The sequence below is a fragment of the Desulforhopalus vacuolatus genome (assembly GCF_016918505.1).
In the GTDB taxonomy this organism is placed as follows: domain Bacteria; phylum Desulfobacterota; class Desulfobulbia; order Desulfobulbales; family Desulfocapsaceae; genus Desulforhopalus; species Desulforhopalus vacuolatus.
Window position 1 is genome coordinate 42,064 of sequence record NZ_JAFFPZ010000010.1, and the last position, 17,754, is coordinate 59,817.

At 49.7% G+C, this 17,754-nt stretch carries 18 protein-coding genes and 1 tRNA gene; 4 read left to right on the forward strand and 15 right to left on the reverse strand.

Features of this window, described 5'->3' with window-relative positions; genetic code table 11:
• Nucleotides 1-73 precede the first annotated feature (73 nt).
• Both rfbB and rfbC read left to right on the forward strand, forming a co-directional pair.
• Complete coding sequence (gene rfbB, locus JWG39_RS08215; protein ID WP_205218909.1) at nucleotides 74-1,141, forward strand: dTDP-glucose 4,6-dehydratase; 1,068 nt, start codon at nucleotides 74-76, stop codon at nucleotides 1,139-1,141.
• A gap of 58 nt (nucleotides 1,142-1,199) precedes the next feature.
• The gene (rfbC, locus tag JWG39_RS08220; RefSeq protein WP_205218910.1) at nucleotides 1,200-1,745 is read left to right on the forward strand and encodes a dTDP-4-dehydrorhamnose 3,5-epimerase; all 546 of its coding nucleotides are present in this window, start codon (nucleotides 1,200-1,202) and stop codon (nucleotides 1,743-1,745) included.
• A gap of 144 nt (nucleotides 1,746-1,889) precedes the next feature.
• Here rfbC and JWG39_RS08225 read toward each other — a convergent pair whose 3' ends face one another.
• Nucleotides 1,890-3,146 (reverse strand): D-alanyl-D-alanine carboxypeptidase/D-alanyl-D-alanine-endopeptidase, encoded by a 1,257-nt coding sequence (locus tag JWG39_RS08225; protein WP_205218911.1) that lies wholly within the window; start codon nucleotides 3,144-3,146, stop codon nucleotides 1,890-1,892.
• Nucleotides 3,147-3,536: 390 nt separating this feature from the next.
• On the reverse strand, nucleotides 3,537-6,074 hold the full coding sequence (locus tag JWG39_RS08230; protein ID WP_205218912.1) for a TIGR03960 family B12-binding radical SAM protein: 2,538 nt from the start codon (nucleotides 6,072-6,074) through the stop codon (nucleotides 3,537-3,539).
• 180 nt (nucleotides 6,075-6,254) lie between these two features.
• Between JWG39_RS08230 and JWG39_RS08235 the strand changes: the two genes are divergently transcribed.
• Nucleotides 6,255-7,121, forward strand: a complete 867-nt coding sequence (locus tag JWG39_RS08235; RefSeq protein ID WP_205218913.1) for an AMIN domain-containing protein — start codon at nucleotides 6,255-6,257, stop codon at nucleotides 7,119-7,121.
• 85 nt (nucleotides 7,122-7,206) lie between these two features.
• Here the strand turns inward: JWG39_RS08235 and JWG39_RS08240 are convergent, their stop codons facing one another.
• The 13 genes from JWG39_RS08240 to JWG39_RS08300 form a co-directional block, all read right to left on the reverse strand.
• Entirely contained in the window at nucleotides 7,207-8,076 is an 870-nt protein-coding gene (locus JWG39_RS08240; RefSeq protein ID WP_205218914.1) for a hypothetical protein, read from the reverse strand.
• A complete protein-coding gene (locus tag JWG39_RS08245) occupies nucleotides 8,051-9,898 on the reverse strand; it encodes a tetratricopeptide repeat protein (RefSeq protein WP_205218915.1) in 1,848 nt (615 codons plus the stop codon). The genes JWG39_RS08240 and JWG39_RS08245 overlap by 26 nt, the downstream gene beginning before the upstream one ends.
• Nucleotides 9,895-10,524 (reverse strand): dTMP kinase, encoded by a 630-nt coding sequence (gene tmk / locus JWG39_RS08250; RefSeq protein WP_205218916.1) that lies wholly within the window; start codon nucleotides 10,522-10,524, stop codon nucleotides 9,895-9,897. Before tmk ends, JWG39_RS08245 begins: the two co-directional genes overlap by 4 nt.
• Before the next feature lie 159 nt (nucleotides 10,525-10,683).
• Nucleotides 10,684-11,061, reverse strand: a complete 378-nt coding sequence (locus JWG39_RS08255; RefSeq protein ID WP_205218917.1) for a YraN family protein — start codon at nucleotides 11,059-11,061, stop codon at nucleotides 10,684-10,686.
• Complete coding sequence (gene rnhB / locus JWG39_RS08260) at nucleotides 11,033-11,695, reverse strand: ribonuclease HII (protein WP_205218918.1); 663 nt, start codon at nucleotides 11,693-11,695, stop codon at nucleotides 11,033-11,035. The genes JWG39_RS08255 and rnhB overlap by 29 nt, the downstream gene beginning before the upstream one ends.
• An 87-nt stretch (nucleotides 11,696-11,782) precedes the next feature.
• Nucleotides 11,783-12,136 (reverse strand): 50S ribosomal protein L19, encoded by a 354-nt coding sequence (gene rplS, locus JWG39_RS08265; RefSeq protein WP_205218919.1) that lies wholly within the window; start codon nucleotides 12,134-12,136, stop codon nucleotides 11,783-11,785.
• Between the two features lie 49 nt (nucleotides 12,137-12,185).
• Nucleotides 12,186-12,752 (reverse strand): RNA methyltransferase, encoded by a 567-nt coding sequence (locus tag JWG39_RS08270; RefSeq protein ID WP_205218920.1) that lies wholly within the window; start codon nucleotides 12,750-12,752, stop codon nucleotides 12,186-12,188.
• The gene (gene trmD, locus JWG39_RS08275) at nucleotides 12,749-13,516 is read right to left on the reverse strand and encodes a tRNA (guanosine(37)-N1)-methyltransferase TrmD (protein ID WP_205218921.1); all 768 of its coding nucleotides are present in this window, start codon (nucleotides 13,514-13,516) and stop codon (nucleotides 12,749-12,751) included. Before trmD ends, JWG39_RS08270 begins: the two co-directional genes overlap by 4 nt.
• On the reverse strand, nucleotides 13,513-14,085 hold the full coding sequence (gene rimM, locus JWG39_RS08280) for a ribosome maturation factor RimM (RefSeq protein ID WP_205218922.1): 573 nt from the start codon (nucleotides 14,083-14,085) through the stop codon (nucleotides 13,513-13,515). Before rimM ends, trmD begins: the two co-directional genes overlap by 4 nt.
• 3 nt (nucleotides 14,086-14,088) lie before the next feature.
• Entirely contained in the window at nucleotides 14,089-14,319 is a 231-nt protein-coding gene (locus tag JWG39_RS08285; protein WP_205218923.1) for a KH domain-containing protein, read from the reverse strand.
• A gap of 4 nt (nucleotides 14,320-14,323) precedes the next feature.
• Nucleotides 14,324-14,566 carry a 30S ribosomal protein S16 gene (gene rpsP / locus JWG39_RS08290; protein ID WP_205218924.1) on the reverse strand — a complete coding sequence of 81 codons (243 nt, stop codon included), beginning with the start codon at nucleotides 14,564-14,566 and terminating at the stop codon, nucleotides 14,324-14,326.
• Between the two features lie 91 nt (nucleotides 14,567-14,657).
• Nucleotides 14,658-16,013 (reverse strand): signal recognition particle protein, encoded by a 1,356-nt coding sequence (ffh, locus tag JWG39_RS08295; protein WP_205218925.1) that lies wholly within the window; start codon nucleotides 16,011-16,013, stop codon nucleotides 14,658-14,660.
• Nucleotides 16,014-16,175: 162 nt separating this feature from the next.
• Nucleotides 16,176-17,399 (reverse strand): M24 family metallopeptidase, encoded by a 1,224-nt coding sequence (locus JWG39_RS08300; RefSeq protein WP_205218926.1) that lies wholly within the window; start codon nucleotides 17,397-17,399, stop codon nucleotides 16,176-16,178.
• Between the two features lie 119 nt (nucleotides 17,400-17,518).
• Here JWG39_RS08300 and JWG39_RS08305 point away from each other — a divergent pair.
• Nucleotides 17,519-17,595 (forward strand) — tRNA-Arg (locus tag JWG39_RS08305).
• The last annotated feature ends 159 nt before the right edge of the window (nucleotides 17,596-17,754 follow it).

A 17,754-nucleotide genomic window follows, 5' to 3' on the forward strand; every position in this document is an offset into this window, starting at 1 on the left:
TTGGAAAAACTCCGTAGAATATGGATGTTTCACAAAGAATGCAAATCAAAAATCGCTGTAACACGTTGGGAAAATGAGAAAAACAGTTTTGGTAACAGGAGGCGCCGGTTTTATCGGCTCTAATTTCGTGCATTTACTCGTCGGGAAACCGGAAGAGTGGCGGGTGGTAAATTTAGATAAACTTACCTATGCCGGGAATCTGAAAAACCTCGCAGGTATTGAAGAGGGGGAAAACTACCGCTTTGTGCGTGGCGACATCTGTGATGCCGAACTGGTAGAAAAACTTTTTACCGAAGAAAAAATTGATACGGTGGTTCACTTCGCAGCTGAATCTCACGTTGACCGTTCCATTACCGGTCCTGCCGCCTTTATTGGAACAAATATTACAGGCACCTTTACTCTGCTTGAGGCAGCCCGCAAAGCCTGGCCCGTCGAGAATCCAGGAGCTGGAGAACGCTGTTTCCTCCATGTAAGCACCGATGAGGTGTATGGTTCCCTCGGAGAGACCGGCTTTTTTAACGAGAGTACCGGGTATGATCCCCGCTCACCATACTCTGCGTCGAAGGCGAGTTCAGATCATCTCGCTTCCGCTTATTTTCATACCTATGGCCTGCCGGTGCGTATCACCAATTGCTCTAATAATTACGGTCCCTGGCAGTTCCCGGAGAAACTGATCCCGCTGATTTTCAACAATGCCATGCACGGCAAACCTCTGCCGGTATACGGTGATGGCAAAAATGTGCGTGACTGGCTCTATGTTGTCGATCACTGTGAAGCCATTGAACAGGTGCTGTTGCGGGGCGCAAACGGGGAAAGCTATAATATCGGTGGCAACAATGAAAAACAGAATCTTGAAATAGTGCATGTTGTCTGCGACCTGCTCGACAGAAAGATTGCACCACTGAAGAGTGGTGAGCCGCGCCGGTCATTGATTACCTTCGTTACTGACCGCCCTGGTCATGATCGCCGGTATGCCATTGATGCCGGCAAAATCGACAGAGAACTCGGCTGGCAGCCAAAGGTGAGCTTTGAAGAAGGTATTGAGAAGACTCTCGACTGGTATCTTGCCCACCAGCAGTGGATGGACGAAATTGTCAGTGGCGATTATCAAAATTACTACGAAAAGATGTATACCCGCTGAAGGCGAGTTGTGATTTTTTGCATACATTAAAAGCCAGTTCCCTGCATTTGAGGATATTATGAAGATAACACCGACCAGAATTCCAGAGGTACTTATTATTGAACCACAGGTCTTTGGAGACCAGCGCGGTTTTTTCTTTGAATCCTTTAACCAGCGTGACTGGGAGAAAGAGACCGGACTGAAGACCGTTTTTGTGCAGGATAACCATTCCCGCTCTACCAAAGGTGTGCTGCGTGGACTTCACTATCAGATCAGGCACGCGCAGGGTAAACTGGTGCGGGTTCTGGTGGGGGAGGTCTTCGATGTTGCGGTTGATATTCGCCGATCTTCTCCCACCTTTGGCCAGTGGGTTGGGGTAAAACTGTCAGCGGAAAACAAAAAGCAGCTCTGGGTTCCGGCAGGTTTCGCTCATGGCTTCGCCGTACTTTCTGATGAAGCTGAATTCCTCTATCGTACTACCGATTACTGGGCACCGGAGTATGAGCGCGGGATCAAATGGAATGACTCCACTATCGGTGTCGACTGGCCGGTTGACTTTACCCCGCTGCTCTCTGAAAAAGATGAGAAGGGCATCGCTTTTATCGATGCAGAGGTCTACGACTGATGGGTACCTTGAATATGAATGAAATACAAGATTATTCAAGGTACCCTGATGAGCCTGCTGTGCAATGCAGGATGGTGTTCTGCATGAAAAAGGAAAAGCCCCCAACTTCTCAGGAAGTTGGGGGCTGTGTTGTTTGCGGCGATGTCAAAGGATCCTTTTGTGCAGCGCCTGCAGCAGGCTGCAGCGGCTGTCCCTGTGCTGATTAAGCAGCAGGACAAAGGGAACGAGCTCCTCTCCCCGGGTGAAGTATCCAGCGAAGCAGAAGACTCCTGTCTGGGGCATGGTCCCGCTCTTTACCAGATCCTCACCTTTTCTTTTCATCAGATATGCCCAGGGGCGAAATCTTTTGAGAATGTGGATAAAGGCGGTGCAGGTAAAACGGTTTTCGAGAGAGAGCCCGGAGCCCTCCTCAAGATGGAAGTGACGCGAAGAGATACCCAGCTTTTTGTGGGCGTATGAGTTGACTATTTTTCGAGAATCCTCCCAGGTGGCGGGACGGCCGAGTTGGCGATTCCGCTCGAAACTGAGCTGGAGGAAGATCTGGTTGGCAATAAAATTGCTGGAGTATTGGAGCAGGAGGCGAACCATCTCCTGCAGTGTCTTCTCACTCTTGTATATGATAAGGGGGCCGAGTGTAGAGGGCGTCTCGCGGCGGCAGATACCGTTTTTTACTGTAATGCCATTCCGGGCAAGCTGGGCGGTAAAGAGTTGCCCCGCGTAGCGCAGGGCAGGCGTCAGATTGTGAGAATTATCGAGCTGCGGGGCCTTCCATGCGATATTGATCCGGTGTATGCCGGGGGGAAGATGCAGGCTTTGAGCACGCTGCCGCATAAGAGGCAGAGCAGGAGTCTCTTTCTCCCCGGAGGAGACCTTGCCGCTTTTTGTGACCTTGACAGGCAGGGCGTTAAAATTGACGGCAAGGGCTCCGTTGGGAGCATCGTACGAATTCCGAGAGTTTTCAATGCTCACCTGCTGACCCTTGAGATCGTAACAACTGTCATCAAGGAAGAGGGTATTGATTGATGTGATGCCGGGGTTTTCTTTGTGCAGCCTGTGGCAGATCTCCAGGACTACTTCCGAGGTCAGGAAAGGGTCTCCACCGCCCTTGATGTAGAGGTTCCTGTCCTCGTCGAGATAAAGCATGGTTGAAAAGCGGTACTCTGCGCCGAGTCGTTCAAGGGCAACGAGGCTGGTGAGAATTTTCAGAGTGGAGGCGGGAGTAAATTTTTCATTTGCCCGATAGCTCAGTGAGGTATAACCGGCAACCAGAAAACCGCCGTTCTCCACCATGTCTGTGGCCAGGTCACGACTCGTGTTCTTCGGTACCACAGCACTGCAGGCAGTAACGGGAAAAAAAAAGAGTGCAGTCAGCAAAACAATGTAAAATTTTGACTTGAGCATAATTTTCACACCTGGGTATCTTGAATAATTGTCTCTCTTCCTGAGTACTAATACCATTCCTATTAAATTATGACCGTACTAAATACCATTTTCACTTTCTATTGGTGAATTTAAAGGCAGGGGGATGGGAGACAGGAGAAAGGAGACGGGAAACAGGGAAAAGCAAAAGACGGAACAGAGAAAAACTTTTTGCCAAAGGAAAGCTCTAAACATGCGAATAAAGGCAAAAAATTTTAAAAAAGATTTTAAAATTAAACAGAGAATTGCTGTTGTTCTATTTTTACTCTTTGCGTTCTTCGCGGTGAAAAAATTGTCTTTTCGCTTTTTGCTTTTCCCTTTCTCCTGTCTCCCGTCTCCTGTCTCCCGTCTCCCTGTCTTTGAACCCGCCTGTCAGAAAGGTGACCAGCTCTCTTTGAGAATACTTATTTTTTGAGTCTCGGAGGGTGTAAGCCCGAAAATAGCTTCAACCGCCTCGGCTGGTTTCACCCCGGGAACCGCTGGCTCACTTATTACGGAAAGCAGAAGATCATCTCCTTCCACGTCGAATGAAGAAATCTGTGGACGGATATCAACTTCCTGCATTTTCTTTTTACGTTCCCGTTTAACAAGAAACTGCGGTGCGGCGAGGAAGGCGGCAACAGCACTGCGTTGTTGTTCTCCTATCGGAGATCCATAAGAAATTCTATAGTTAACTCTCATCTTTAGTGGCATTTTTCCGCTGTGCAGTTCAAGTTTCTGGATCTCAAGCCCCGGAGGCAGAGTTGCGTTGAACCTTTCTGCGGCAGCCTTGAGATCAAGAATCGGCTGTGTCAGGTCCATAATGAAAAACTCGGCAAGACTCTCGGTGCCAACTGGCAGTGCCGGACCAAAAGAGACTTTCGGCGAGGGGTTGAAGCCCTGACTGAAATGAACCGGAATATCTGCCCGCCGCAGGGTACGGAAGACAAGCTGCAGAATCTCAAGATGACCAAGATAGCAAATTCTCCCGCGACGGCTGTAGTGAACTATATATCTGAAGTGCTGATCGGATGGAGATTTCGGCGATTCCAGAACACTGACAGCAGGAGGCATCTCCCCGCTGCGGTTATGAACAATGGGGCGGATATCTTTAAAGTTGCAGACACCGCACTGGTTGCAGTCGTTATATCGGCAGTCCGGTGTGTAGGTACCTTCAAGGGCGCGGTGCCATTCCTCTTTCAGATACTCGGTGGTAACCCCTGAACTCAGATGTGACCATGGTAAAACCTCTTCAAGATCGCGCTCACGCAGGTAGTCGTCGAGGTCCAGCCCGATGACCTCACCGGCGTCGAGCCAGTAATCAAGATTAAAATACTCCGTCCAGGCGTCGAGTCGGGCTCCCTTCTTCCACGCCTCCACGAGCAGGGGTGCAAGGCGGCGGTCACCGCGGGAGAAAACTCCTTCGAGCCAGCTTACCTTTGGTTTATGGTACTTCAGGTTACTGCCTTTCCTCGGCATACTGTCCTGGAGCAGGTGGATACGCTGGAAACTCTCTTCTATACCAATTTGGCGCTGCCACTGAAACGGGGTGTGTGGTTTGGGGACGAAGGTGCCGACGCTGACGTTTACCTGAGGCAGCGGTCCTCTCTTTTTCCCCTGAACGGCGAGGGCATGACCCTCTCTGCCAGCCTGCAGCACTTTGCGCACCAGAGTCGCCATGGCGACGATATCCTCATTCGTTTCAGTAGGGAGACCGATCATAAAATAACATTTGATCAGCATCCAGCCGAGACGGAAGGCGTCATTGCAGGTGGCGAGCAGGTCTTCTTCGGTGATGCCCTTATTGATGACCTGACGCAGACGTTCAGAACCCGCTTCGGGGGCAAGGGTAAAGCCCGTTTTTCGTACCCTTTTGATCTGCTCCATCACTGAGGGGGTGAGGGTCCCGACCCGCATGGAGGGCATGGCGATACTGATGTATTTACGTACAAAAGAGTCCATCAGCGGTGCCAGAGTCTGATCAAGGCAGGAATAGTCTCCCGTGGAGAGAGAGAGCAGCGCCAGCTCCTCAAAGCCGGAGTTGCCAAGTCCCTTCTTTGCCAGTTCAATCACTTTTTCAGGTGTACGTTCACGTACGGGACGATAGGTCATCCCGGCCTGACAGAAGCGGCATCCCCGGGTGCATCCCCGCGCCACCTCAATGACGAAACGGTCATGGACGGTTTTTGCGTTTGGCACAAGGGGGTGAGTGAGAAAGTCAGTGTTGTTCAGGTCCGGCAGAATACGACGCGGGACTGTGGCCCTGGAAAGATCTCCATCGATACGTTCAATACTCTCAATGCGGTTTCCTTTCATCCGTGGCCGGAAATGGGAGGGGATATACATGCCCTCCACGCTTTCCAGTAACCGCAGTTTTTCAGTACGACTGCAGTCGCGATTGCCCCGCAATACCTCTGCTATGTCAACTATGGCATCTTCACCATCACCCAGGAGCACGGCATCAAAAAAATCGGCTACGGGCTCGGGGTTGAGGGAGCAGGCTCCGCCGGCAATGAGCAGTGGATCGCTGTCACTGCGATCTTTGCTGTAAAAAGGGATATTCGCAAGATCAAGCAGGGTGAGAATGTTGCTGTAACAGAGTTCGTAAGCCAGAGTAATACCGATGACGTCAAACTCGGCGAGCGGATGTTCTCCTTCGAGGGTCGTGAGAGGAAGCCCTTTCTCCCGCAGGAGCTTTTCCATATCCGGCGCGGGTGCATAACAGCGTTCTGCGAGGACGCCGTCGCGCTGATTGAGAATATGATAGAGGATCTGCAGTCCCTGATGGGACATGCCGATTTCATAAAGATCGGGAAAAGCAAGAGCGATGCGGACATCGGCACTCTCCCATGGACGGAGAACAGAGTTGAATTCCTGGCCGAGATAACGACCGGGGCGGGAAACTGAAGAGAAAATATTTGTATTTGGCATAAAAAATAGAAGATTATGTATAGGTTTACGGCAACTCTTCAAAAGAGCCTGTTCCAGTGGAATCGGCAATGAAGAGGGGCAGAGAAATACTTGAATGTGGTTGACTTTTCAAGTAATTGTGTTGTATTCAAATGTATTTGACGAAAAATATTTTAATAAGATTTTCCTAAAGGTTCTCCCATGAAAAAGATTCTGTTTTCAGCGGTTCTGGCGCTCTCCTGTGGACTTCTTTCACTGCTGGGTGGGGTCGCAATGGCTGCAAATTACAGTATTGCCCCGGTTCAGTTCACAAGGCAGGCGGAAAATATTGAAGTCCTCTCCTTCGAAACAGGGCCCGGGGCGACATATAATATTTTTGCACTCAAAGGTGCCAACCCGCGGGTGGTCATTGATTTTACCGGAGGAAAATATACCGGGCAGAACGGGAGAACTCTGGAAAACTCGACACTTGTGCGCCAGATACGTGTTGCATGGCATAGGTCTCCTGAGAAAACACGGGTGGTTCTTGATCTCATGCCGGACTCTCAAGTAAGTTTTACCGACAGTTTGCAGGGCGGAGTGCTGAAGATCGTCCTGGTGAGCGGGCACGGTACTGCTGTTCCTGCTGTGACACAAGAAGCAGGAGTTGCTGCATCGACAGCGTCCCCTCAAAAAATTGCAGCGAGGACCATCAACAAAAAGCCGAGTGCAAAAGCTGGTGGCGGAGAGTTGCGTAAAATCACTTTCACTGGAAACAGAAATGAAGGTGAGCGTATCGATTTCACTCTGAACGGATTTTATCCTCCTGTTATCACTGTCGGAGAGGGAATAACCCCGCAAATTTTCTGTGAGTTCAAGGATACCATCCCTGCTGACGATGTGACAGATGTCGTTCCCTCAAGTGACGGACTGGTTCAGAAGATACAGATCAAGAAGGAGAAGGGTGGTGTACAGGTTTCTCTTGATCTGGTGAAAAACAAGAATTTCAGTCTGCATCAATATTTCTATCGCGACAACAGCACTTTTACCCTCGTTATCAAGGAACGTGTAGCGGGGGAGAAGAACTGAGCAGAGATCTCTACTGCCTCCTCTCTTTCCTGATATCGTTTATAAAGGGGTTGTCCTGAAAAAGGCAACCTCTTTTTTTTGTATTTCACGGTCGATATTGCCGAAAATACCTTACAGGCTGGGGAAGAGAGTACGATTCCTCTCCGCGCCGGGTTTCAATGCGGGAAAGATTTAACCCGATATGACTGTTCCAGGGGAGGCCGGTGATGGTAACAGCACCGGGCTGGAGGCACTGAACCGTCTCCTCGTCCGGATTTTCGGGAGCTGGCGTTTTCATGTCACTGTAGCTGACGGTGGCCAGTTCATTGTTCTCAAGGTCTGTAATGACGCGTTCTATAAGCTGCTGCCGCTCCGGATTGATAAGCAGGTGATCTCGCGGCCCCTCTGAAGAGTTTGTCTTTACTGTAATCCAGACCCCGCGATTCTCTTTATCTTTACGAATATCAACAATACGGTGTGCTCGGTGTGCTTCAGAACTGACCCGTCCCGTCAACCAGTTGCCCCACTGACTTTGTATCAGGAAAAAGGGGAGCTTATTGTTCAATACAAAAGATTCCATTCCCCCTTCAATATATTGTTTTGTCATGGTGTTCAGCACCTGATAATGACGGCGGTTTCCAGCTGTACCCCATACCATCTGGCCCAGAGGGCTGGTGACAATAAACTTGTAGTTTCCCGGCAGAGAAAACTGGAGAAAACCCTGTAATCTGCGCTTTTCAAGAGGAGATTCGTAGTCCACCTGCAGATCAGCAACGAGAGTCTTCGGGCAGAGTGCATCGCGGGCAGCCATGGCATCAAGAACGGCGGCAAATTGCGGAGCATCCTCCCCGGGGACCAGAGTTCCGCTCCATTGACCTTCTCTGGCACAGCCTCCAAGCAGGAGGGTAACAACAATACCGAGAACAGCGGCGCAGCGGAAGGTTCGGTGTTTATTTGAGGTCGTTGATTTTTGCACGGAGCCTCTCTTTTTCTTTATTGTCATTACAGGCTTTCCAGGCGTTCCTGTAATATTTACGGGCATCCCGGGGACGTTGAAGAGCGTTGTATACATCGCCGAGGTGCTCCATGATCAGCCAGTTATCGGGAGTAATATGCAATGCCCTGCTCAGGAAGTCTGCTGCCTTGCGAAGTTTTCCCTGTTTATAAAGTACCCAGCCGAGACTATCGAGAATAAAACCATTTTTGGGCTTGAGTTCATTGGCACGGGTGACATATTCAAACGCCTTGTCGAGCTTTATCCCCTGATCTGCCCAGCTGTAACCCACGAAGTTGAGAGCTTCGGCGTTATCAGGGTCCAGCTCAAGAATCTTTTCCATGGAACTGATGGCCTGAGCTTCGATCCCCTGCTGTTTATAGAGAAGCCCTGTTTCGTAAAGCAGCCGTACGCTGTCCGGGTAAAGTTTACGACCCTCTTCAAGATACTCTTTCGCCTCGCGCATTTTTCCCTGGGACTGTAACAGGGAAGAGATAAGAGTGTAGAAAAGGGGAGAACTGTGTTCGTGATCGGCGATGTACTCTTTCAGGTTCCTGGCCGCTTTGTTGAACTCCTTCAGCTCTTCGTAGATTCGTGTCTGCAGATAGACACTCTCTTCGAAATTTTCGCTGTCACTTCCGACCTTTTTCAGGGTGGCAAGGGCCTCTTCTTTTTTCTTTTCCTGATATTGGAGCAGTCCAAGGAACCACGCTGCATCATTATGTCTCGGGGTTTCAAGCAGGGATTCCAGCAGTTTTTCTGCCTCCTCATTGCGTTTCTGTTTAAGATAGAGGCTGGCGCGGAAGTAGTCGATGGCGGAGGTGTTGTTGCTGAAGCGGCGCAGGCGGTCCAGCTCCTGTTCTGCATCGGCATATTTCTGCTGGTCAATGTAAAGCCGGGCGAGATTGATGCCTGCTCTTTCATCCTGTGAATCATGCTTGAGCATCTGTTTGAACACTGCTTCAGCTTTGTCATCTTTCGAACTGATACGGTACAGGGAGGCAAGTTCAAAAGCGATGGTGTTGGACCATTTCTGTTTGAGAATGATATCGTATTGTTTTGCTGCGTCAGTAAAACGTTTCTGCTCAACAAGGATTCTGGCCAGAGTAATGCGCGGGGCAATGGCGTCTCTCTTTTTTTTAACAAAGCTCTGGAGCAGTAACTCCGCCCTGTTCAGTTCACCGAGCCTTGCATAAAGGACAGCAAGGTTGCTGGTGATCTGTTCGTCGTCCGGGTCAATATGAAGAACTCTACGGAAATTCTCGGCGGCTTTCTCCGGATCGTTCTGCTCCAAGGCAACGGTACCCTGCAACTCCAGCCAGTCCCTGTTATCCGGGGCCTTTTCGAGCCTGCTGGTGAGCCATTTGTCCGCATCGTCATAGCGTTCCATCTCTATCATCAGCAGTGGCAGCTTCCTTTCAATGTAGTGGGTCTGCGGGGCGCAGATCAGAGATTTCTGGTAAAACTCCAGTGCTTCTTCGTAGCGGTGATCATATTCGGCCTGGGATCCCCAGAGAAAATAGAACCAGGAGCAGTTGAGATCAAGAGAATCTTCTGTCGCAGCCTCCCGGGAAAACTCCTCTTCGAAGGATTCTGTGGCGGGATGACGCATGGAACTTTCGGGAACACTGTGCCCGGCACGACGGGTGTCTTCAAGAACTTTCTCTACCACCGGAGCCTGGGAGGAAATTATCCTGTCGTTGTGAAACATGGTGGTGCAACCCTGTGACAGCAGCAGGCCGACCGCAAGAATCGTGACGCTGAGACGTGCCGCAACGGGGAGAAATGTGACTCTCGAAGTCATCGGGGTGCTTTTATATCGTTGAGCAGCGGCATGAGATTCTTTTGCAGTCTCTGCTGGATATTTTCCATTTCACCGGAGCTGTCAATTCGTCTGATCCACGGAAAAGAGAGAGAATGGAATATTGCGTCCACCTTTTCGAGGCTCTCACGGGTTTCAAAGTCGTTGGGCTTTTCTCCGCGATCGGTGGTGATACGCCGGAGACAGGTGGCCAGGGGGGCATGCAGAATAAAGGCGATATCCGGGGCCGGTGCAAACTCATTTTCTTTCAGCAAAAACTCTGTTGAGAAGCCATGGAGACTCTGATAGGCAACGGTGGAGAGAAAGTAGCGATCGCACAGGACAAGTGTTCCTTCGGCAAGGGCCGGTTGAATGCAGTTTTCAAGATGATCTCTGCGGTCCTGCAGGAACATCTCAAGTTCTTTTTCAGGTGACAGTTCTTTGCGGGAATAAAAGTGTTCCCGCAGGGCCCGGCCATGTTGACCGTCACTGGGTTCCCGGGTCATCAAAACAGGATACCCGGAGTTCTCAAGCCATTGTGCGAGCAGGCGTAACTGACTGCTTTTGCCTGTACCGTCGGCACCTTCAAAGACGATAAAAAGACCTCTGTTGCTGGGGGTGTTTTGCATAAGTGTAGGGGGGACAGCGTGTTTTTGTCTTTTAGACAGGGTTATGTTTCAACGTGGCAATATAGCGTAAAAGTTTCGCAATATCGATGTTTTTCATCAAACGAAAATCTTTGAGGGTACCCATGTCATGAAGCAGACGGCAAAGAGGACATCCGTGAATCACCAACCAAAGCCGGTGCAGTCAAAGGCGTTTTCAAAATGCTCAAGGAGAGGTTTGCATCCCCGTTGCTGAACGATGGCTATGACATCAAAGCGGATATCCGCATCGAGGTGGTTTTCTTGCAGCCAGCACTCTGTCGCCCGGGTAATCTTTCCCTGTTTGCGGCGATTGACAGCCGAGGTGGGAGGGCCAAATTTTTCTGAGCTGCGTGTTTTTACCTCAACGATGGCAATGCAGTTGTCTTTTTCTGCAATAATATCAATTTCTCCATATTGGCAGCGCCAGTTGCGGGCGTGAATTGTGTAGCCTTTTCGCTTCAACTCTGTGGCGGCCATCTCTTCCCCTGACTTACCGAGGAGCTGACGCAGCATCGACATACTCTTTTACCCCCTTGAAGGTGCGGCGGTGTGCCGGGCATATTCCATATTTTTTGATGGCATTGCGATGTTCACGGGTGGGATACCCTTTGTGCTGTGCGAAGTTATACTGCGGGTATTGTTCGTGCAGTTCGCAGAGAAGTTGATCCCGGTGAGTTTTAGCGATAATACTGGCGGCGGCGATGGAAGCACTGCGACTCTCCCCTTTTATCAGGGGAAGCTGAGGCAGTTGTATATGAGTAGGGAATTTCCCGTCAACGAGAAGACAGTCCGGCTGTATCGACAGGTTTAAGACGGCACGCTCCATTGCCAGCAGGGAGGCTTGAAGAATATTGATGTGTTCAATCTCCATGACACTGCTGACGCCAATACCAATAAAGGCATCAGATTCCATCAATATACTTCTGAGAAGGAGTAATTTTTTGGGAGACAACTTTTTTGAGTCAATCCAGAGGGAAGTTTCTCCTCTGCGGGGAAGAATAACAGCTGCCGCAACTACCGGGCCGGCGAGGGGGCCTCGCCCGGCTTCATCGGTTCCGGCAACAGTTTGCCAGCTGGAAGCGTAAAGATGCTTCTCAATGGCAAAATTATCTCCGGAGGACGGAGAAAAGGAGTTCGGTAATCGCAGGTCCATGGATTGGACAGGAAAGAGGGGACACAACAACGCCGTCGCGGAAAAGATTTCCGCGACGGTGAGGTAAAATGGAAGTTCCGCCTGGACTTATCGGTTGAGACCGCGCTCGCGAATACGGGCAGCTTTACCGGTACGGGTACGCAGGTAGTAGAGACGTGAACGGCGTACACGTCCTCTCGTAACCCGCTCAATTTTCTCAATACGGGGATTGTGCAGGGCAAAGGTTTTTTCCACGCCGACACCGTGGGAGATTTTACGCACGGTATAGCTCGCATTCATGGTTCCACGCTTGCGCTTGATAACTACGCCCTGGAAAATTTGAATACGCTCTTTGCTGCCTTCGAAAATGCGAATGTGAACTTTTACATTGTCTCCCGGGCGAAAATCGGGAATATCAGTCCGCATTTGTTCTTTGTTAATTCTGTCAATAATAGTGCTCATGGGATTATGTCAAGTTAAAGTCTCAGGAGGTTTCCAGTTACCCCGTAATTTAAGATCCGAGCAGTCGGTCAACAACGATCGACGCTGCAGATCTCACCGAGAGATGATTGTACTGTGTTCCGCCCTGAATCGGCGGCAGACTGTAATCAGCTCTTTGCAATATTTCCGGTGCGAGCCCGTGTGCCGTCCCGAAAAGGATAAGCACTGGTTCTTTATCACCGATTCGTTCTCGTAATTCCTGCCATGGCAGGGTGTTCTCCTGCTCAGTGGCACTGGTAGTAATAATCAGCGGTTTTCTGCCAAATTCTTTTCCCAGCTGATCCACAATTTCGTCAAGGTTCCAGACAAGACGTACCCGGGAAAGTGCTTCTTTCCGAGCCGGGTTGTATGTTGCTCCATGACCGTGGAGCCAGTGATCGAGAAGCTCCTTAACCATTGTATGCTGATCTGCCCATGGAGTGGAAATGAAGTAGCGGGCCACTCCGTAGGTCGATGCCATTCGGGCAATGTCATGAATATCAAGGTTGGTAACGGCCGAGCCGATAATCTCTTGATTCTTGTTCATCACCGGATGGTGGATCAGCGCCAGATAAAGGCTTGTCTCACCTTTACTCATTGTATTTCCCGGTGTTGAATTGACCGAATCTGTAAGAAAAGACCTGCCTTCTTCAGCAGTTTAGTCTCAGCCGGGCTGAACTTTTCCTCTTCCAGCAACTGAGGCCTTTTCTTCAGTGTATTGCGGACTGATTCAAGGAAACGGTAACGCTCTATCTCTTCATGGTTTCCCGAAAGCAGCTCAGGAGGAACCTCAACACCTTCAAACTCCCGCGGACGCGTATATTGTGGATGCTTCAGCAGGTTGCGGCTGAAAGTGTCTTTCCCCGAAGAATCTGCACATCCCAGAACATCGGGCAGTAACCGGGTCACCGTATCGACGACAATCATTGCGCCGAGCTCCCCACCGGTGAGAATAAAATCTCCAATAGAGAGCTCTTCATCAACATAAGAATCAATGAAACGCTGATCAACACCTTCATAGCGACCACAAACGAAGATAAGATGTTCTTCTTCAGCAGCAAATTCCTCCGCTGTCCGTTGATCAAATCTGCGTCCCTGCGGACTGAGGAGAATGGTACGCGTCTTCTTCTCAGGTTCCTGGCAACTTTTCAGTGCTTCGCTCAGAGGTTCCGGCTTCATCACCATCCCCTCTCCTCCACCAAAAGGCCGATCATCGGTCATTTGATGTTTGTCACAGGCAAAATCGCGGATATTGACAAGATTAACACTGATTTGTTGCCGCTGGAGAGCCCGGCGGAGAATACCTTCCTCCAAAGGAGAACGAAGCAGTTCCGGAAAAATGGTCAGAATATCAAATCTCATTCCGAACCTTTTTCCTCTGCATCTCCTTTCGCTTTATTTGCTTCCAGCAGACCCTCTGGCGGATCAATAACCAGTTCTTCTCCACTGTTCTGGACGATAACACCTTTTACCATCGGGATGTAACATTCTTCGCCACTCTCTCTTCGCACCACAGCCAGATCATGAGCTCCGTTATTAAAAAAAGAGTGAACTGTCCCGATGACTTTCCCGGAAACCAGCTTTACCGATTTGCCAACAAGTTGATGCAGGTAATATTCATCTTTACTGGCAGCGGGCAACAGGTCTTTACGAATAATTATCCCGGAACCGCGGACTTCTTCTGCCTCATTGCGAGTGGCAAATCCCTGAAAGTGCAGGACAGCACATTTGCCCTGCACTCTGGCATTTTCAATCACCAGTGGACCGGAAATCACCCCCGCTTTGCTTATCAGGGAGACTTTCGGGTAACGTTTCATGTTCTCTGGTTGCCCGGAGAAACACTGCATTGAAACTTCGCCCCGGATTCCCTGTGCTTTGCGAATGAAGCCGAGGAGCAACCAGTCATCGCCGGGAAGAGTAAAAATATCCACAGATTATTCCACAATATCAAGACGGGATGTTCTTCCCTGTTTTGCAGCAGCCGCAGCAAGGAGACGGCGCATCGCCCGCGCGGTGCGCCCCTGCTTGCCTATCACTTTGCCAAGATCCTGATGGGCGACACTCAACTCAAGATGATAATTCTCTTCATCATCTACGAGTCGAACCTTCACTGATTCAGGAGCATCCACAAGCGAAGAGGCGACAGCAGCAATAAGGTCTTCCATTGCGTTACGCAGTCTGAGCCTTTTTCAGGATGCTTTTCACCGTAGTGGTGGGCAATGCCCCCAGGGCAATCCAGTTCTTCAATTTTTCTTGATCAATTTTGACTATAATTGGTTCCTGGAGTGGATCGTAGGTCCCAAGAATATCAAGAAATTTTCCATCACGAGGGCTCTTACCGTTGGCAACAATAATACGGTAGAAGGGTTTTTTCTTTCTGCCTTGTCTGGTGAGACGAATACGTACAGCCATTCCGTTTTCCTTTGGTTGTTATTACTGTTGGCACCACGAAGGGTGAGTTTCTTATACTTTGTTTCTTGTAAAAAGAACAGGGTGCTGAGAATTATCTCCGCCTCATACCCTTTGGTGCTTTTCTTCTTTTGACACCCGTAATTGCACCGGGCTTCCCACGAAATTTTTTCATCATCTTGAGCATCTCCGAGTAACTTTTCAGTACACGGTTTACGTCATTGACCTGTGTACCGGAGCCAGCCGCGATGCGTTTTCTTCGGCTCGCGTTGAGGATCTGATGATTGGCCCGCTCTTTTTTTGTCATGGAGCAAATGATGGCCTCGGTCTTCAGCAGTTCTTTCTCATCCGGTTTGGGAGTATCTTTCAGTTGTTTCAGCTTATTGATACCGGGAACCATGTCAAGAATCTGCTCAAGAGAACCCATCTTCTTGATTTTCTGAATCTGATCAAGAAAATCTTCCAGCGTAAACTGATTTTTCCGCAGTTTTTGCGCCAGCCGGTCGGCATCTTTACGGTCAACAACCTTCTCCGCCTTCTCAATAAGAGTAAGGACGTCACCCATGCCGAGAATTCGGGAAGCAACACGTTCCGGGTGAAAAACCTCAAGGTCCTCAAGCCCTTCCCCTATACCAACAAACTTAATCGGCTTGCCGGTAATATTTTTGATGGAGAGAGCTGCACCGCCACGGGCATCACCTTCCATCTTGGTCAGGACAATCCCGGAAATTTCCAGATCGCTGTTAAACTTGTCTGCAACGGTAACTGCATCCTGGCCGGTCATGGAGTCAGCGACAAAAAGAACTTCAGAAAGCGGAATTTCTGCCTGAATCTCCTTGAGCTCAGCCATCAGATTTTCATCAACATGCAGGCGACCGGCCGTGTCGATAAAGATGGTGTCGTAACCTTTAACATCGGCATCTTTCAATGCCTGATGACAGATATCAACCGGTTTCATCTCCGTCGTGGAGTCAAATACCGGGACATCAATCTGTTTCCCCAGCACATGCAGCTGCTCAATGGCCGCCGGGCGATAGACATCTGCCGGAACAAGATATGGCTTGCGTCCCTGTTCCTTCAACAGACGGGCGATCTTCGCAGCAGTCGTTGTTTTCCCGGAACCCTGCAGGCCTGCCATCATGATAATGACGGGCTGACGGCCATCCAGTGCAATGGGTGTGTTTACTCCGCCAAGAAGCTCTATCAGCTCGTCATGGACAAGCTTGACAACCTGCTGTCCAGGAGAAAGAGACTTGTGAACTTTCTGCCCTTTTGCCTTTTCAGTGATTGTTGTTACAAATTTTTTGGCAACGCTATAGTTGACATCCGCCTCAAGCAACGCGGTGCGCACCTCGCGCATGGCGTCTGCCATATTCTCTTCAGTCAGAGTGCCATGGCCCCGGAGTTTTTTAAACGCTCCCTCGAGTTTATCGGATAAAGTTTCAAACATAATCGCCGTCTAAAGTGTTGGATGGGGTTGAACTTGTGTCTTATTCCGCTCTTTTCCCCAGTTTAATAAATTCGATTTTATTTACGAAAATTCAAAAGCATACCAAAATACCTGGTATTCGTGTACTTGTCAAGAATTGAAGGGGAAACAGGCACAATTAATTTATCCCGGCAACACGCATACCTCATCGGGAAAGTGGCCAAGTGGTTCGAAACCATTTTCCGTGATTATATTGGTGTTTTCAATGCCAACTATCCCTTTTCCCGGGATAATAAGCTTGGGTTCAAGGGCCAGCGTCATATTGGCTGCCAGGGGAAGTTTCTGGTTGAGGGCGATAAAGGGAAACTCATCCAGTTCCAGCCCCGTGCCGTGACCGATAAAGCGGATTCGACGCTCACCCGCCCCCATGAAATAGTCTGCCCAACCCTTTTTCTCTACAGCCTCAACCAGTTGCTGATAGATTTCCCCGGTTATTGCCCCCGGCAGGCAGAGACCGGACGCCATTGCCTGAATCTCCAGCATGAAGTCGTGTCCTCTCTGCAGATCGTCTGGAAGCTTTCCGATACAGAATATTCTCGTCTGGTCTGAAATATAGCCGTTACTGCCAAAGGCGTAATCAACAATTATCGGCACGTTTTTTTCAAGAGGATTAAAACCGGCACCGAGTCCGGCCGCACTGCTGGAGCCACACCCGCCGTTGGGGGTGGGGGCATAACTTGGAACAGCTGCAGAGGCGCCACCCATCAGATGGCCAAAGGACATCCCGCTGTTGAAAAGGCGCATATTCATTATGCCCTGGTGCCCGATGGAGCGTGCATACCCCTCCAGTTCTCCCGCTGCCGTAAGCTCTGGTTTACCCACCTGCAGGATCTCTTTCGATTTTTCATGAAGGGCATCGGACCCCGCTGCGGATTCACGCATTTTTTCAATTTCAAAAGCCGATTTTACTGCCCGCTGCAATCTGATTTCTGTCGAGATATCAACAATATCACTTTTATTGAAGATTGCCTCGTATTGACGAAATATTGATACGGGCAGGATATCAAACTCCATGCCGAGTTTGCGCGGAGAGTCGATTTCATACTCGGCCAGGGTCTGCGGGATTTTTTTACTGCCAGAGAGTGAGATGATAAATTTCAGTGGAGATTCATTAAGGGTACGGGAGAATTCCTTGAAGATCATCAGCAGCGGTTCACCTTCAACTGGAACATAGAGCCACCCCTGCTGCCCGGTGCCTGAATAGTAAAAGAGGTCGGCACGGTCAATGATGAGGGCTCCATCAAGTCCGCGATTAGCGAGGGTTTTCTGGAAAAATTTAATTCTTGTGTACGCTTCGGATTCCGGGAGTTTATCGCTGTGGCAAAGAGGGGTACTTATGGAAGGCATGGCATATCTCCGATAAGATGAAGGGAAAAATCTGAACCAGGAACAGCCAGTATAATTCACATAAGACTTGCATTCAATCGAGATTCCTGTATATTTTGTCCTCTTCATGCAGATCTTAAGGGCGAGTAGCTCAGCTGGATAGAGTGTCGGCCTCCGAAGCCGAAGGTCGCGGGTTCGAATCCCGCCTCGCCCACCAGTCATATCAGGCACGTACGAGTTTTTCTCGTACGTGCCTTTTTTATTCCCTGAACTGCAGGGGCACCTCCTGTCTTTTCTCCCCCCCTATATTTTTGCAACACAATCTCAATCTCCTGCTCTGTCATTGATTCGTGCAATTCTCAAGGGCAATATGGCA

Coding starts and splice junctions, on each gene's coding strand:
- JWG39_RS08245 (WP_205218915.1), bottom strand. CDS start 9,898: ATGACTTCGAGAGTCACATTTCTCCCCGTTGCGGCACGTCTCAGCGTC.
- ffh (WP_205218925.1), bottom strand. CDS start 16,013: ATGTTTGAAACTTTATCCGATAAACTCGAGGGAGCGTTTAAAAAACTC.
- JWG39_RS08270 (WP_205218920.1), bottom strand. CDS start 12,752: ATGAGTAAAGGTGAGACAAGCCTTTATCTGGCGCTGATCCACCATCCG.
- rplS (WP_205218919.1), bottom strand. CDS start 12,136: ATGAGCACTATTATTGACAGAATTAACAAAGAACAAATGCGGACTGAT.
- trmD (WP_205218921.1), bottom strand. CDS start 13,516: ATGAGATTTGATATTCTGACCATTTTTCCGGAACTGCTTCGTTCTCCT.
- rnhB (WP_205218918.1), bottom strand. CDS start 11,695: ATGGACCTGCGATTACCGAACTCCTTTTCTCCGTCCTCCGGAGATAAT.
- JWG39_RS08285 (WP_205218923.1), bottom strand. CDS start 14,319: ATGGAAGACCTTATTGCTGCTGTCGCCTCTTCGCTTGTGGATGCTCCT.
- rfbB (WP_205218909.1), top strand. CDS start 74: ATGAGAAAAACAGTTTTGGTAACAGGAGGCGCCGGTTTTATCGGCTCT.
- rfbC (WP_205218910.1), top strand. CDS start 1,200: ATGAAGATAACACCGACCAGAATTCCAGAGGTACTTATTATTGAACCA.
- JWG39_RS08300 (WP_205218926.1), bottom strand. CDS start 17,399: ATGCCTTCCATAAGTACCCCTCTTTGCCACAGCGATAAACTCCCGGAA.
- tmk (WP_205218916.1), bottom strand. CDS start 10,524: ATGCAAAACACCCCCAGCAACAGAGGTCTTTTTATCGTCTTTGAAGGT.
- rpsP (WP_205218924.1), bottom strand. CDS start 14,566: ATGGCTGTACGTATTCGTCTCACCAGACAAGGCAGAAAGAAAAAACCC.
- JWG39_RS08225 (WP_205218911.1), bottom strand. CDS start 3,146: ATGCTCAAGTCAAAATTTTACATTGTTTTGCTGACTGCACTCTTTTTT.
- JWG39_RS08230 (WP_205218912.1), bottom strand. CDS start 6,074: ATGCCAAATACAAATATTTTCTCTTCAGTTTCCCGCCCCGGTCGTTAT.
- JWG39_RS08235 (WP_205218913.1), top strand. CDS start 6,255: ATGAAAAAGATTCTGTTTTCAGCGGTTCTGGCGCTCTCCTGTGGACTT.
- JWG39_RS08255 (WP_205218917.1), bottom strand. CDS start 11,061: ATGTCGATGCTGCGTCAGCTCCTCGGTAAGTCAGGGGAAGAGATGGCC.